This is a genomic window from Siminovitchia sp. FSL H7-0308 (genome assembly GCF_037980985.1).
GTDB classification, from domain to species: Bacteria; Bacillota; Bacilli; order Bacillales; family Bacillaceae_C; genus Siminovitchia; species Siminovitchia thermophila.
On the sequence record NZ_CP150282.1, the window covers coordinates 48457 to 63031 of the forward strand.

At 44.7% G+C, this 14575-nt stretch carries 16 protein-coding genes and 1 pseudogene; 10 read left to right on the forward strand and 7 right to left on the reverse strand.

What is annotated here, in order from left to right; translation table 11 throughout:
• Window positions 1–256: 256 nt before the first annotated feature.
• Both MHB50_RS00245 and recQ read left to right on the forward strand, forming a co-directional pair.
• Window positions 257–1216, forward strand: coding sequence for an L-threonine 3-dehydrogenase (locus MHB50_RS00245; protein WP_340084685.1), 960 nt, complete (start codon window positions 257–259; stop codon window positions 1214–1216).
• Window positions 1217–1275: 59 nt separating this feature from the next.
• Window positions 1276–3361, forward strand: a pseudogene (gene recQ, locus MHB50_RS00250) (DNA helicase RecQ).
• A gap of 47 nt (window positions 3362–3408) precedes the next feature.
• On the opposite strand, the gene MHB50_RS00255 reads toward recQ, so the two are convergent.
• On the reverse strand, window positions 3409–4734 hold the full coding sequence (locus MHB50_RS00255) for a short-chain fatty acid transporter (RefSeq protein WP_339161004.1): 1326 nt from the start codon (window positions 4732–4734) through the stop codon (window positions 3409–3411).
• 183 nt (window positions 4735–4917) lie between these two features.
• Between MHB50_RS00255 and MHB50_RS00260 the strand changes: the two genes are divergently transcribed.
• Complete coding sequence (locus tag MHB50_RS00260) at window positions 4918–5790, forward strand: Cof-type HAD-IIB family hydrolase (protein WP_339161007.1); 873 nt, start codon at window positions 4918–4920, stop codon at window positions 5788–5790.
• A gap of 96 nt (window positions 5791–5886) precedes the next feature.
• On the opposite strand, the gene bshB2 is transcribed toward MHB50_RS00260, so the two are convergent.
• The 3 genes from bshB2 to pdxK all read right to left on the reverse strand — a co-directional run bounded on the left by bshB2 (window position 5887) and on the right by pdxK (window position 8013).
• Complete coding sequence (gene bshB2, locus MHB50_RS00265; protein ID WP_339161010.1) at window positions 5887–6570, reverse strand: bacillithiol biosynthesis deacetylase BshB2; 684 nt, start codon at window positions 6568–6570, stop codon at window positions 5887–5889.
• Window positions 6571–6591: 21 nt separating this feature from the next.
• On the reverse strand, window positions 6592–6939 hold the full coding sequence (locus MHB50_RS00270; protein WP_077109683.1) for a YojF family protein: 348 nt from the start codon (window positions 6937–6939) through the stop codon (window positions 6592–6594).
• Window positions 6940–7206: 267 nt separating this feature from the next.
• Window positions 7207–8013 (reverse strand): pyridoxine/pyridoxal/pyridoxamine kinase, encoded by an 807-nt coding sequence (gene pdxK / locus MHB50_RS00275; protein WP_340085381.1) that lies wholly within the window; start codon window positions 8011–8013, stop codon window positions 7207–7209.
• 451 nt (window positions 8014–8464) lie between these two features.
• Here pdxK and MHB50_RS00280 point away from each other — a divergent pair, with 451 nt between their 5' ends.
• The 4 genes from MHB50_RS00280 to MHB50_RS00295 are packed head-to-tail and all read left to right on the forward strand — an operon-like array spanning window position 8465 to window position 10772.
• The gene (locus tag MHB50_RS00280; RefSeq protein ID WP_077109681.1) at window positions 8465–9058 is read left to right on the forward strand and encodes a molybdenum cofactor guanylyltransferase; all 594 of its coding nucleotides are present in this window, start codon (window positions 8465–8467) and stop codon (window positions 9056–9058) included.
• Window positions 9048–9512: a molybdenum cofactor biosynthesis protein MoaE gene (locus MHB50_RS00285; RefSeq protein ID WP_077109680.1), complete on the forward strand. Its 465-nt coding sequence runs from the start codon at window positions 9048–9050 to the stop codon at window positions 9510–9512. Before MHB50_RS00280 ends, MHB50_RS00285 begins: the two co-directional genes overlap by 11 nt.
• Window positions 9505–9738 carry a molybdopterin converting factor subunit 1 gene (moaD, locus tag MHB50_RS00290; RefSeq protein ID WP_077109679.1) on the forward strand — a complete coding sequence of 78 codons (234 nt, stop codon included), beginning with the start codon at window positions 9505–9507 and terminating at the stop codon, window positions 9736–9738. Before MHB50_RS00285 ends, moaD begins: the two co-directional genes overlap by 8 nt.
• Window positions 9739–9743: 5 nt before the next feature.
• On the forward strand, window positions 9744–10772 hold the full coding sequence (locus tag MHB50_RS00295; RefSeq protein ID WP_077109678.1) for a ThiF family adenylyltransferase: 1029 nt from the start codon (window positions 9744–9746) through the stop codon (window positions 10770–10772).
• Window positions 10773–11195: 423 nt separating this feature from the next.
• On the opposite strand, the gene MHB50_RS00300 is transcribed toward MHB50_RS00295, so the two are convergent.
• On the reverse strand, window positions 11196–11516 hold the full coding sequence (locus tag MHB50_RS00300) for a general stress protein (protein ID WP_077109736.1): 321 nt from the start codon (window positions 11514–11516) through the stop codon (window positions 11196–11198).
• A gap of 152 nt (window positions 11517–11668) precedes the next feature.
• On the opposite strand from MHB50_RS00300, the gene MHB50_RS00305 reads away from it, so the two are divergent.
• The 3 genes from MHB50_RS00305 (at window position 11669) to MHB50_RS00315 (ending at window position 13077) form a co-directional block, all read left to right on the forward strand.
• A complete protein-coding gene (locus tag MHB50_RS00305; RefSeq protein ID WP_077109677.1) occupies window positions 11669–12349 on the forward strand; it encodes a uracil-DNA glycosylase in 681 nt (226 codons plus the stop codon).
• Window positions 12350–12429: 80 nt separating this feature from the next.
• Entirely contained in the window at window positions 12430–12687 is a 258-nt protein-coding gene (locus tag MHB50_RS00310) for a YwdI family protein (protein ID WP_077109676.1), read from the forward strand.
• A gap of 18 nt (window positions 12688–12705) precedes the next feature.
• The gene (locus MHB50_RS00315; protein ID WP_077109675.1) at window positions 12706–13077 is read left to right on the forward strand and encodes a DUF423 domain-containing protein; all 372 of its coding nucleotides are present in this window, start codon (window positions 12706–12708) and stop codon (window positions 13075–13077) included.
• 44 nt (window positions 13078–13121) lie between these two features.
• Here the strand turns inward: MHB50_RS00315 and gerQ are convergent, their stop codons facing one another.
• Together gerQ and hemQ are read right to left on the reverse strand one after the other, a co-directional pair.
• Window positions 13122–13553, reverse strand: coding sequence for a spore coat protein GerQ (gerQ, locus tag MHB50_RS00320; RefSeq protein WP_339161022.1), 432 nt, complete (start codon window positions 13551–13553; stop codon window positions 13122–13124).
• A 123-nt stretch (window positions 13554–13676) separates the two neighbouring features.
• Window positions 13677–14429 (reverse strand): hydrogen peroxide-dependent heme synthase, encoded by a 753-nt coding sequence (gene hemQ / locus MHB50_RS00325; protein WP_339161024.1) that lies wholly within the window; start codon window positions 14427–14429, stop codon window positions 13677–13679.
• Window positions 14430–14575: the final 146 nt, after the last annotated feature.

A 14575-nucleotide genomic window follows, 5' to 3' on the forward strand; every position in this document is an offset into this window, starting at 1 on the left:
AAGACTTTCCTTCTTCTATCCAATCTGGAAGGAGGTTATCTCCAACAAGCGCTCAATTGCTAAAAGGCGCTGTGGCGACAAGAAAAGTGACAGGAAAAGGAAAGCCTTGGTATTGTCATCGCAAGGATTTTTCTAGGGCGGCGCTTTCCGAGCTTGCCAACGGGACATGGCGATCTTAACCTTTGTTCTACTTCTGATCAGCGGGTCACGCTGATTGAAGTTTCGCCTTATTCGTGAACCAAGGGGGAATTTTTCAATGAAAAGAATCTTGGTGACTGGCGCGCTTGGCCAAGTTGGTTCAGAACTTGTTTTAAGGCTGCGGCAAGAATATGGCAAAGAACATGTTCTTGCGACAGACATCCGGACATCCTTGGGGGAGGTCGTAGATTCGGGGCCGTTTGAAATAGTGGATGTGACGAACGGGGAAAAATTGCAGGAAGTCGCAAGTAGTTTTAAAGCAGATACGATCATTCATTTGGCAGCCCTGTTATCCGCGGTGGCCGAAACGAAGCCGTTAGTCGCTTGGAATTTGAATATGAATGGCTTGATCAATGCACTTGAAACTGCCCGGCAATTGAATATGAAAATTTTTGTTCCCAGTTCAATTGCCGCTTTCGGCCCGTCCACACCAAAAACGAATACCCCACAAACAACGATTCAGCGGCCGGAAACGATGTACGGTATTAATAAGGTGTCGGGTGAACTTTTATGTGATTATTATTTTAAAAAATACAAGGTGGATACGCGTGGCGTCCGTTTCCCTGGGCTTATCTCCCATCTGGCTCCTCCAGGCGGCGGAACGACGGACTATGCCGTTGAAATATATTACGACGCGGTGCAAAAAGGCTCTTATACAGCGTGTATTCAAAAAGGCACATACTTGGATATGATGTATATGCCTGATGCGCTTGAAGCCATTATCAATCTGATGGAGGCGGACCCTAACCGGCTCAAACATCGCAATGCCTATAATATTACTTCCATGAGCCTCGATCCCGAGGCCATCGCAAAGGAAATCCAAAAACATATCCCGCATTTTTCCATCCAGTATAAAGTGGAACCGATCAAGCAAATAATTGCCGACAGTTGGCCGAATTCTCTTGATGATACGCGCGCCCGTACCGAATGGGGGTATAATGCGGAATATGATTTGTCGAAAATGACTGCGGATATGCTTGATAAAATTGAAGCAAAACTGGAAAGAAGTCCTTCCTGACCATGGCTGGGGGGCTTCTTTTTCTGTATAATGGACATATTGGCAATTGGAGGTTTGTAATGTTGCTGAAAAAAGCAAAAGACCTGTTGCGGTCATATTTTGGATATGAACAATTTCGCCAAGGTCAAGATGTCATTATTCAATATGTATTGGGAGGACATGATACGCTCGGTATCATGCCGACAGGAGGCGGGAAATCCGTTTGCTACCAAATCCCGTCCCTTATGTTGCGCGGGATTACTCTGGTCATTTCCCCGCTTATTTCGTTAATGAAAGACCAGGTGGACGCGCTGGAAAAGTTGGGCATCCCCTCAACCTATATTAACAGCAGTATTTCTGATGAAGAAATGAGAGAGCGGCTTTCAGGTGTTTATCATGGAAAGTTCAAATTGATTTACATTGCGCCGGAACGTTTGGAATCCCCAAGTTTTTTGCGGCTTTTACGCCAGGTTCATATCTCTCTTATTGCCGTTGATGAAGCCCACTGTATTTCTCAATGGGGCCATGATTTTCGGCCAAGCTATTTAAAAATCCAAAAGCTGATTGCCGGTATCCGTCCGAAACCTGTCGTACTCGCCTTGACGGCCACTGCCACTTTGCAGGTGAGGGAGGACATTCGCCAACTGCTCCATATAAAAGAAAAACATGTCGTTGTGACTGGTTTTGCACGGGAAAATTTGCATTTCCATGTTGTTAAGGGCCAAGATCGTGATCTGTTCTTAATGGATTACCTAAAGAAGAACAGCGGCCAAGCCGGTATTATATATGCCGCGACGAGAAAAGAAGTGGAGCGGTTACAACGCCAATTGGCGGGAAAGGGAATAAAGGCGGGAAAATACCACGCGGGCATGTCGGAAACAGCGCGCAGCCAATATCAAGAACAGTTTCTATACGATGATATTCAGGTGATGGTCGCCACAAACGCATTCGGTATGGGGATTAATAAATCAAATGTCCGGTTTGTTATCCACTATAACCTTCCGGGCAATCTTGAAGCATATTACCAGGAAGCCGGACGGGCGGGCCGCGATGGTGTTGATAGTGACTGCATTTTACTTTTTTCCCCGCAGGATAGTCACATTCAGTCGTTTCTAATTGAGCAATCGGAGATGGACGAACTCCGAAAAGAAAATGAATATGGCAAGCTGAGAAAGATGATGGCTTATGGCCATACGGAATCTTGTTTACAGCAATATATACTCCATTACTTTGGTGAAGAGTCGTCGGCGGAGTGCGGACGATGCGGAAACTGTACGGATGACAGGGAACAAATAGATGTCACCGTTGAAGCGCAAAAAGTACTTTCATGCATTTGGCGCATGAATGAGAAGTTTGGAAAAACAATGATCGCAAAAGTGTTGACTGGCTCTTCTGATCAAAAGATCAGGAGTTTTGGTTTTGACAAGCTGTCAACGTACGGAATCATGAGTGAAAAAACGCAAAAGGAAACAGCCGAGCTGATCGACTTTTTAACAGCAGAAGGGTATTTGCGGCCAACGGATGGAACATATCCCGTTTTGATGCTTACTGAGAAAGCAGCCGAAGTATTGCGGGGGAATCAGCAAGTCAAACGGAAAGAAAAAGTGAGTATTTCACAAGTTGTGGAAGATAATCTGTTGTTTGATGCGTTGAGAAAGCTCCGCAGGGATATTGCCGCTTCCGAACGAGTGCCTCCATATATCATTTTTTCAGATACGACCCTAAAAGAAATGAGCGCGCATCTTCCCATGACGGAAGAAGAAATGCGCCAAATCAAAGGAGTAGGAAGGAAGAAGCTGGAAGCATACGGCGCCGCTTTTCTGGCGGAAATTGCCCGGTACTGCCAACATTCGAGCAGCTAAGCGCGGGGACACGCCTAGTCACCATATTACATATGAGATGCGGAATCAAGGCATGGAGATAGCAGAAATTGCTCAAGTCCGGCAATTGTCTGACCGGACAATTGAAACCCACTTATTAACATGCCCGGGGGATAACCTGCCGATTAATGGGTCGACGTTCGTTCCGGAACATTATGAGGAAATCATCGCAGAAACTGTGCGGGAAGCGGGAATGGAAAGGCTGACCCCGATTAAGGAGCTTCTCCCGGAGGAAGTCAGTTATTTCATGATAAGGGCCTATTTGGAAAAACAAAAAACAGTTTAATCAAACGTTTGAATGGAAGCTGTAATCCAATCAAACGTTTGATTGGATTACAGGAAAAGCATCCCCAGGCTGATGATGATTCCGCTTACAAAAAGGGTGATGATACAAAAACCCATGATATCCCGTGCTTTTAAACCAGCAATCGCAAGGGCAGGAAGTGCCCAAAAAGGCTGGATCATATTGGTCCACGCGTCTCCCCATGAAACGGCCATCGCTGTTTTCGGAACGGATGCCCCCATTGTTTTTGCGGCTTCCAGCATGACGGGAGCTTGAACCGCCCATTGGCCCCCTCCGGATGGCACAAAAAAGTTGACGAGTCCCGCACTCCAAAAAGCAAAGCAGTAAAATGTAAACTCATTGGAAATGGCAACAAATGCTTCAGACATTACGGTTGCCAGTCCTGAAACGGTCATCATTCCCATAATGCCGGCATAAAACGGAAATTGGATAATGATTCCGCCAGCCCCTTTTACAGCCTCGGAAACCGCTCTCAAAAACGCTCCCGGAGTTCCGTGAAAAAGAATCCCAAATATTAAAAATGTAAAGTTGACGATATTCAAATTCAATTGAAATCCGTTTTTTGAAAAATAATAGACTAAAAATATGATGCCAAAAATACCTGTCAATATGGATACCATTCGGCTATTTTCCAGTCTGACAGCAGGGGTTAGTTGCTCTTTTTCAAGTGTCGCTGCCTGTAGGTGATCCGCTCCTTCCAACAACTTCGGATCGATCGTTACCGTCTGGTTTTTATCGGGCATCATCATGCGGTTTAATAAAGGAAGAACAATAAACAGTGCAAGCAGGATGATCATATTAAATGAAGCAAAAATCGTCTCACCTGTTGAAATAACTCCAATTTTATCCTCAAACGGATGACCGGGTGTGGCGATGGATAAGGGAATAGAGCCTGAAAAACCGCCGTGCCAAACGATGAAACCGGTGTAAGCGCTTGCTATTAACAGGCGATAATCCACATTTTGCACTTTTTTCGCCAGCTCTTTGGCAAAAAGAGCGCCGATCACAAGCCCAAATCCCCAATTAATCCAGCTTGCCAGCGTGGAAATGACGGTTACAAGGATGATGGCAGAACCTGGAGATTTTGCAAGCGCGGCAAGGTTACCAAGTATTCTTTTAAAAACACCGCTGCTTGCCAGCACGTGTCCTGTTACGAGAACAAGCACCATTTGCATGGAAAATTCGAGCAGCCCCCAAAAGCCTTCACCCCAAAACTGGATCATTTGATACGGTGTGCTGTTCGTGAAAATAAGGCCAAGAATAAAGACGATAAACGATAATAGAATAACAAAGAGGAAGGGGTCAGGCAAATACCTTTGCATTAACCCGGTTGAAAAGCCGATCAACCTCTTCAAGACTATCAACCTCCATATATGGATTGGTCTTACTTCATGTAAGGTATATTCTACATTGTTTTGTAAAAATCCTTTATGATTGCCAGCCTTTGTGAGTTTTCGTTGCATTTTCAGTTTATTTTCGATAGAATACAAGCCGATATCAAGGGGGCATGACAGCCCTTAACAGAAGGAGACTTGTCATTGATTAAATGTATTGCCACCGATATGGACGGAACGTTGCTCAACGCCAATCAGGAAGTGAGTGAAGCCAATCAGGAAGCGATTCAGGAGGCGCGGGCGAGAGGAATAGACTTTCTTGTGGCCACTGGAAGATCTTATCATGACATGCGTTACGTGCTGGACCATACAAATATTGACTGCCCGGCGATTTTACTGAATGGAGCAGAAATTCGTGATGAAAATGGGGAGGTTGAATACGGGGTCGGACTCGATGAACAAACGGCAAATACCGTTGCTTCCGTGCTCAACAGGGCCGGTGTGTATTTTGAACTGTACACGAGCCAGGGAACGTATACGACGAGTTTTGAAAAAGGGATTCAGGCAGTGATGGATATTTATCGGACGGCAAATCCGTCCCTTGAAGTCTCCAGTTTAAGAAATAGAGTAGAAAAGCGTTTCAAAAAAAGAGCTATTCAGATCGTGGATAACTATAACGGAATTTTTGCCGCCGAAGATTGCGTCACCTATAAGTTTTTTGGCTTTTCAAAAGATATGGGACTGCTTGCCGATTTAAGCAAACGGCTGGAAGTCATTAAGGGAATAACGGTTACCGCGTCAGGGCGCCACAATATCGAAATTACGCACCGGGATGCCCAAAAAGGGTCCGCTCTGAAAAGATATGTGGAAAAACGGGGGATTTCCATGGAAGAAACGATGGCCCTGGGAGATAACTACAACGATTTATCGATGCTCAGGATGGTGGGACACTCGGTGGCAATGGGGAATGCTGAACAGGAAGTAAAAGACGCTTGTCACTATGTGACAGGGTTAAATACGGAAGACGGAGTGGCGGAAGCCATTTATAAGATACTTGAGGAAATGCCGATTTCATAACGATAAGCCTGTAGGAAAATGCAGCAAAAGTACCCGATAGTGCAGCACTTAAAAGTTGCCTATGGGGTACATTTTATTTTTCTTTTCGCATGCTGTTTACAATACTTGATCTTTTTCCCAGTTGTACGTCCAAAAACGTTCGTTTAACATTCTCTCTACCCAGGCCGGATTTTTTGCGGCAACTTGTTCGAGCATTTCATCCATCATCCACGCAGTTTGTGAGATGTGCGCCTTCAGGACGTCGGCTTTTTGATCCCAAACATCGCTGACGTCGTGGATGATGTCGGCTTTTCCGAGTTCCTCTTCGTGATTGTTGGAAAAGGCGACACAGTGCAGTTTTGGCCGTTTATCCTTCGGCAGCCTGCGGACGGCTCTGACAACAGCCCGGGCGGTTGCTTCATGGTCCGGATGTACGGAATAACCTGGGTAAAACGAAATAATCAAGGATGGGTTTAACTCTTCAATCATTTTGAAGACCATATTGGCCAATTCTTCCTCATTTTCAAATTCGAGTGTTTTATCCCGGTAGCCCATAAGCCTAAGATCTTGAATACCCATAATATTGACTGCCTTTATAAGCTCCGCTTTTCTGATTTCAGGCAGTGACTCTCTCGTGGCAAAAGGTGGATTTCCCAAGTTCCGCGCCATTTCGCCAAGTGTCAGGCATGCGTAAGTGACCGGCGTGCCGTTTTGGATATGTTTGATGATCGTTCCCGATACGCCAAAGGCTTCATCATCGGGATGCGGGAAAACAACAAGGACGTGCCGTTCTTTTTCCATTGGCGTCAGCTCCTTTTGAATCTATTTAAAAGGTGTTTTGCTTATTTGCAAGGCAACGGCCAATTTTCCGGAATAATCATGGCCGGCAAGAAGAAGTCTTCCGAGATCATCCACTTCAAAATGTGTCAAGCCCTCCGCATAAATCCATCCAATCGGGAGCTTTAAGCCTACTCTATAAGGACCGTCGCCTGTAATCTTTCCATGTTCATAACATACTTCAGCATTGCGAATAAACGCACCTGATGAGAAAAATGACGCATCTTTATGGGAAGCGTACGCACCGTTTGTTGTTTCCAAATGGATGAACACCGCTTCTCCAGCAAAGCGATTGATCATATGTTGGACTTGCTGAATATTGATCTCTTCCAAGTTGTTGACCTCCTTCACCCGTGAGCCTATGCTCATTTTACTAAAAAATGAATGGAATTACGAAAGATAGGATTTTTACGATGGGAGAGTGTCAACTCTTTTTCAATGATTCAACAATCAAATGAATATCGCTAAAATATCTGGGAAAGAAGGTTTTCCACGTTTTCTCAGAAAAAACACCCGGCAGAAAGGGCATCCGCCGGGGTTCCTTGATGTTCCTATTTATTTATGAAATGGACACCAAACAGTCCTTCAGAACGGGAATGGTTATTCATATTTATGAAGCGCGCCGTGCATGACTGGACCGACATATTGGTTTAATTTCCATCCATGCTTAATGGCGGCCGTAACAAATTCTTTTGCGGCAAGGACGGCATCCTTAACAGATGTTCCTTTTGCCAAGTTTGCTGTAATAGCAGCGGCAAATGTACAGCCGGCTCCATGATTGTATGTTGTATCGAGCTTGTCTTTTTCCAATAAGATAAATTCTTTGCCATCATAGAACAGGTCTGTGGCTTTATCCGTCTGTAACCCTGTTCCTCCTTTAATGATCACATGTTGAGCACCGAGTTCATGAATTCTAGCGGCCGTTTCTTTCATGTCATCGACTGTTTTGATCGGCCCAGTTTGGGCGAGCTGCCACGCTTCAAACAAGTTGGGCGTGACGATGGTGGCGCGGGGAACGAGCAATTCGCGCATCGCGTCGGTATTTTCCGGCTGAAGGACTTCATCTTCACCCTTACAGACCATAACGGGATCGATGACGACATTTTTCAATTTGTGTTCATCTATTTTTTTGGCACCAAGCTCGATAATATCTACTGAACCGAGCATGCCCGTTTTCATCGCGTCGATTCCAACAGAAAGGATCGTGTTTAACTGCTTTTCTACGATTTGGACATCAATGGGGAAGACTTCATGGTTCCAGTGATTGTCGGGATCCATTGCCACAATGGAAGTGAGTGCCGTCATGCCGTACACATCATTTTCTTGGAAAGTTTTTAAATCCGCTTGTATACCGGCTCCTCCACTGGAATCGGACCCAGCGAGTGTCAAAGCTTTTTTCATGTAAATCGTGCTCCTTCCAATTTAAAGGTTGTACCAGTCCCACTATTATATACCTCTCGCGGGAAAAAGAAAATTCCCACACACCATGTGAATCAAGCGTTTGCTTGACGTAGATTTTGAGCGCGCTTAAACAAGCACTCCGCGTCCCAAGAACCAAGAAGAACGTCATTTCTGTTATAATGATGACAATCTCATTTTTCTAACACCATTTTTTTGTTGTTCAATAGGGCTTGCCGAAATAACGGGTTTCCGGTGCGAACTATCATGGCATTTTTGAAAAACAGCAAGTGGATTTTTTGGCGCATTATCAGATGGCACAGGATTGTGACATATAGAGAACCCGCGCTGCCGCTTGGAGGACAACCTGCAATATGCTCATCCCTATTTGTTTTTTCTCAATTCGGACAGGATTATTTACCAGAAGGACTACTTAGTTCTTACATTCGGGAGGCATAATATGGAAACCATTATTTTGGCCGGGGGAAAATCAAGTCGAATGGGACAAAATAAAGCGCTTATGCAAGTAGGTGGGCGCCGCGTGATAGACCGGCTCATTGCCGAATTCGAGCCTGTGTCAAAAAAAATCATAGTGATCGCCAATAATGTGAAAACTTATAAAAACCTGAATGTGCGTGTCCTGGAAGATGAAGCTGCATTTAGGGGGCAGGGACCGCTTGCGGGGATCTATACAGGGCTGCATACCGCCGGAAACGGACCGTGCCTGATTGTAGCCTGCGACATGCCGTTTGCTTCTGCAAAACGGGGGTGCCAATTGATTGATCTTTTAAAGAAAAATGATCGGGATGCTGTTATACTAAGAGATTCTGAACGGATCCACCCGCTTTTTGGCGCTTATAATGCTCGAATTGCCGAAGTGGCAAAAGCGGCATTGGAGGAAGGGAAACGGTCGGTAAAAGCATTGCTTGACCGGATTGATGCCGAATATATGATAGTTGATGATGGTACTCTGGATATCTGGAATATGAATACAATGGAAGACTACATAAAAGCTGGCGAATTGGCCAAAGGGAGTGAGAAAAATGACATGTGAGATTACGAGAGAGCCCATCAATATAAACGACGTTTTTCAAAAAGTCGTTCGAAGAGAAGCAGGAGCCGTGACAACGTTTATCGGTACTGTACGCGAGCTGACACATGGAAGGAAAACCCTTTATTTGGAATATGAGGCTTATCAGTCTATGGCTCTTAAAAAGATGGAACAAATTGTCAAGGAAATGAAGGAAAAATGGCCTGTTGTCGAGGTGGCCATGGTCCATCGAATCGGCCGGCTTGAAATAACCGATATCGCCATTGCCATCGCTGTTTCCTCTCCCCATCGCCCGGAAGCATATGAGGCAAACAGATATGCAATTGAAAGAGTAAAGGAAATGGTTCCGATTTGGAAGAAAGAGCATTGGGAAGATGGGGAGGAATGGATCGGCAACCAACAAGGAACGAAAGAATATGCGACAGGGAAACCGAAGGAAGGTGATTTGGTTGAATAAAGTACTGTTGTTTGCCCAACTTAAGGAAAATGCCGGTAAAAGTTTCATAGAAATCAATGCGGCCGGCAAAACAGTCGGGGAATTGCGTGCTTACCTTGAAAAAAAAGCGTCATTGGGTAGTTTGGACGGTATTATGATTGCCGTCAATGAAGAATTTGCCAAAGATGAAAAGGTCATCGGGGAACATGACGAAATCGCGTTAATTCCTCCTGTCAGCGGAGGGTGATGATAATGACCACCCCAGCAGGCCGTTATTCTCGTCAGGAGTTATTTAAGCCGATTGGACCCACCGGGCAAAAAGAAATTCGGAACAAAAGCGCGATTATTGTCGGCGTCGGAGCGCTCGGAACAAACACGTCCGAACTTTTGACAAGGGCCGGAGTCGGAAAGCTGATTTTGATTGACAGGGATTATGTAGAAATGAGTAATTTGCAGCGCCAGCATTTGTTTACAGAGGAAGACGCCAGGAAAAAGTGGCCAAAAGCGGAGGCGGCAAAAGAGAAGTTGGCGCTTATTAATAAAGAAGTGGATATAACCGCGATTGTTGCCCAGGCAGATGCTCCTTTGTTAGAAAATGTGATAGATGGCGCGGATTTATTAATAGATGGAACGGATAATTTTGAAACAAGATTTATCATGAATGATTTGGCACAAAAATACCGGATTCCTTATTTATTCGGCTCCTGCCTTGGCAGCTTTGGCATGGCCTTTTCCATCATGCCGGATGTGACACCATGCCTTCAATGCTTGATAAAAAAAATCCCATTACAGGGACAGACATGTGACACCGTTGGCATTATCGCGCCAGCGGTTCAAATGGTAACAGCCCACCAGGGGGCGGAAGCGTTAAAAATTTTATCTGGCAATGTAGCGGCGGTTAATCAGGCGTACGTTTCCTTCGATTTGTGGGAAAACAACTACTTATCACTAAAGACGGATGCTTTAAAAGAAAGTGGCTGTCGTTCATGCGGAGAAGAGCCGGCATACCCGTTTTTGGACCCGGCCCATGAAATGAAGGTGGCTGTTTTATGTGGCCGTGATACGGTGCAAATCAGGCCGGCAGACCAGAGAGATTTTCCTTTGGAGAAAATGGTCAGGCAATGGCGTTCAGCGGGATATGAGGTAGGCGGCAACCCTTTTCTTGTTTCCGTTCGCAAGGGAGGAGCGAGAGCTGTCTTTTTTCGCGATGGCCGTGCGCTTATTCATGGCACAAGCAACCCAGATACAGCCCGCAAAATTTACCATTCTTTAGTAGGGTAGTAATAGGGCCGGTTTTTCGCCTCTGCGAGTGCGTGGATTGAAATACCATGGTTTAAGTCAAACCGCTCAGCCACTCTACATGGCGCGTGGATTGAAATCGTTTCAATGTCAATGTCTAGCGTCTGGCCTCGTACGTCACACTCTACCTGAGTGCGTGAATTGAAATTTGGCCAAAGCGCTTGTATTCGGCGCGCACTCTACATGAGTACGTGAATTGAAATAGCGATAGCCAAAGGTATTCCTATATCGAAGTCGTCTCACTCTATATGAGCGCGTGAATGGAGCATAAGCATTTTTTGATAATAAGTCGCACTTTAAAAGAGGTGACGGCTTCATCATTCTTATGGAGAGAAGACACCCTTTTCATCTCAAGAACTGCAAAAGCAGGTGAAGTGGTTCACCTGCTTTTAGCCAATCGATCTATTATTTTTTTGCTACCAATACGATTTCTCCGCCGTCCAATACTTTTTCATATTTCTCGGCTTCTATTTCGGTTAGCCCAACTGCTTCCAATTCGGAACGAAGCTCATCTCCTCTTTCGCGGAATACGTTTGTTACCGTGTTTACTAAGCCTTGTTCAGATATTCCGACTTTTCCCGTTTCCAAAGCATCCGCCAAATCCTTTTCCCGTTCCTCGCCGTGGGCAAATACATATATATTTTCCCGATCGTAGCCTTCGGCTGTTAACTGGTTAATGATTCCTTTTGCCTGTAACCCATTTTCACATACTTTTACTGTATTCATAAAAGACACCTCCGAAGTCTTTTTGGGGAACGAATGGATCCACCAGTATGTATATATCCGGGGACGTTTCACATCAAACATCATCATACGCATTTCAATTTCCTTCTCTTTGAAAATATGCAAGAATAAATGGGGATAAAGGAGGAGTTAGCGTGTCAAAAAAAATTTTGAAAAACGATTGGTGGCCGCTTTTAAAAGAAGAGTTTCAGAAACCTTATTATTTGAATTTGCGGTCGTTTTTGATTGAAGAATATAGAGAAAAAGTGATTTATCCATCCATGCATGATATTTTTAATGCTCTGCATTTTACCGCTTACAACGATGTGAAAATAGTTTTGCTGGGTCAGGACCCTTACCATGGACCGGGACAGGCGCATGGCCTTAGTTTTTCCGTAAAGCCGGATGTCCGCATTCCTCCATCTTTGCAAAATATTTTCAAAGAATTAGAGAATGATCTGGGCTGTTATATTCCGAATAACGGCTATTTGGTGAAGTGGGCCAAACAAGGAATCTTGTTATTAAATACGGTCTTGACAGTAAGGGCCGGACAGGCCCATTCTCATCGCGACAAAGGCTGGGAAATATTTACGGATAAAGTTATTTCGTTAGTGAATGAACGTCAAAAGCCGGTCATTTTTATCCTTTGGGGGAGACCCGCGCGAGAAAAGCTTCGTTTGATTGATACAAAAAAACACAAAATCATTCAGTCTCCCCATCCGAGCCCTTTGTCAGCAAGCCGCGGGTTTTTCGGAAGCCGGCCCTTTTCCAAAGCGAACGCATTTTTACAAGAATTGGGCGAAGAACCGATTGATTGGCAAATTCCCAATTTGTAACGCTTTTGATTTTTTGGCGAAATGTCCTTATGCTTGTAAGGGAGAAAAACCAATAGTGAGCATGTAAAGGGGATGTGTCCGTGTACGTTACATATAAAGCATTTATTGATAAAATGGAACAAGAGTTGTCAAAGGCGAAACAAGCAGAAAGCGCAAAAGAAATCCGCAGCCGCATGTCCGCTGTCAAGGCTCTTGCTGAATTGGTCCTCGAAGCTGGCGGCCAGGAAGTAAGCCAAGAGCAGAAATGTCAACAAGTTTCGCCGCAACCAATGAATGACCTTGGTGCCAAAGTTTTGGAAGATGAAGAAGCAAATGGAGAATCCATTTTTGATTTTTAAGGATAGGAGCGTAGGCGGATGAAGACATTCATTATTTTAGGAGCAATCAATGCATTTCTTTCTGTTGCACTCGGGGCTTTCGGTGCACACGGACTAGAAAATAAGCTTGAACCCAAATATTTGGAAATATGGAAAACGGGTGTTCAATACCAAATGTTCCATGCTATGGGTCTCATTGCGATCGGTATCATTTCCGGGAAGATTGGGGCAAGCTCTTTGCTTTCATGGTCGGGCTGGCTGATGCTGATTGGCATCATTTTGTTTTCCGGCAGCCTATACGTCCTCAGTACTTCGGGGATTAAGGTGCTTGGGGCGATTACACCGTTTGGCGGGGTCGCATTTCTTGTTTCCTGGGTTTTGCTCATCGTGTTTTCAATAAAATATGTATGACAAAAAAATCTCGGATCTGTACAGGTCCGAGATTTTTGTGCGTTTTAACGTGCCGTACCTGCCCCGAAAGGATATTCGTACTCAATTGGTTCGTCAAACGTGACATAATCAACGTACACCATCGGGATTAAATATCTTTTTCCTGTTTCCGGGTCACTAATAATGAGGTGATCACGACCGGCCGCCTCAATCAGTCCCCGAAAAATCATCGCGTTCCATTCCTTATTATTTTCAAATGTAGCGTGCACTTCAACAAGTTTCCCTTTGTTTATGCGAAGTATATTTTCAATGTATGACTGTTCTATTGGAAGCATACCGGGAACATCGATGCCACCTTTAGTCCCTGTTACAGGTGTTGGAACTTGGAGCGGCTGCGGCGCTTGAGGCGGCATCATTCCATAATAAGGCTGTTGGCGGTACAGCATTTGACCATGCGGGTAATATCCGGCCACTTGCGGTTGGTTTGGTTTAGCCAAAAGGACTCCCTCCTCCAAAAAAAGTGAATCATTCCTGAATGAAATGCTCTTTCATATGTATGCAAAGTGGAGGGGGAGCATGCCAATAAAAAACCCCCATCCAAGCAAATGGGGGGGATAGGTTCATTTTACATGTAAAAACTGATCTATTTGACTGTCTTCAAGCAGATGTCCAACAAAAAATGAACCGAATTCGCCATAGCGCGCACTTACTTCATCGAAGCGCATTTCGTATACAAGCTTTTTAAATTGCAACACATCGTTGGAAAAGAGGGTAACGCCCCACTCGTAATCGTCAAACCCGACAGAACCGGTAATAATTTGCTTTACCTTCCCGGCGTATTGGCGACCGATCATTCCGTGGCTGTACATGAGGTCTTTCCGTTCTTCCATTGAAAGCATGTACCAGTTGTCATTGCCCTCTCGACGCTTGTCCATCGGATAAAACGAAACGTATTTCGTTTTGGGCAAGATCGGATATAAACGGGAACGGACATACGGGTTTTCGTATGGGTCTTCATCAGAGTCGCCCGCCAGATAACTGCTTAATTCAACGACGGAAAAATAGGAATAAGCCGGCCTTGTGTATTCCGCGATTGTCAGTTTATTAAATTCGTTTTCAAGATTATTCAGTTCTTCCATAGTCGGACGTAAAATCATTAGCATGAAATCCGCTTTTTGACCTATAATCGTATACAAGGCATGGCTGCCTTCTTTGCGTTCCTGTACATGGTCAAGTTTGTCGAGGAATAATTTAAACTCGTGGATGGCGGCTTGCCGTTCATTATTTGATAATAATTTCCAAGCCGCCCAATCGATCGTCCGAAAATCATGAAGTGTATACCAACCGTCCAGTGTTTGTGCCGGTTCACTCACATTGATCACTCCTATACTTTATAATCCATTATTACTATAGCACAGTTTATCCATTTCCTGAATGCACATCCCTTTCACTCAAAAGGGAAGTTGGACAGGAATGGCTTTGTTGAAAGAGTGTAAAATAAATATGTGATCTTCGGATG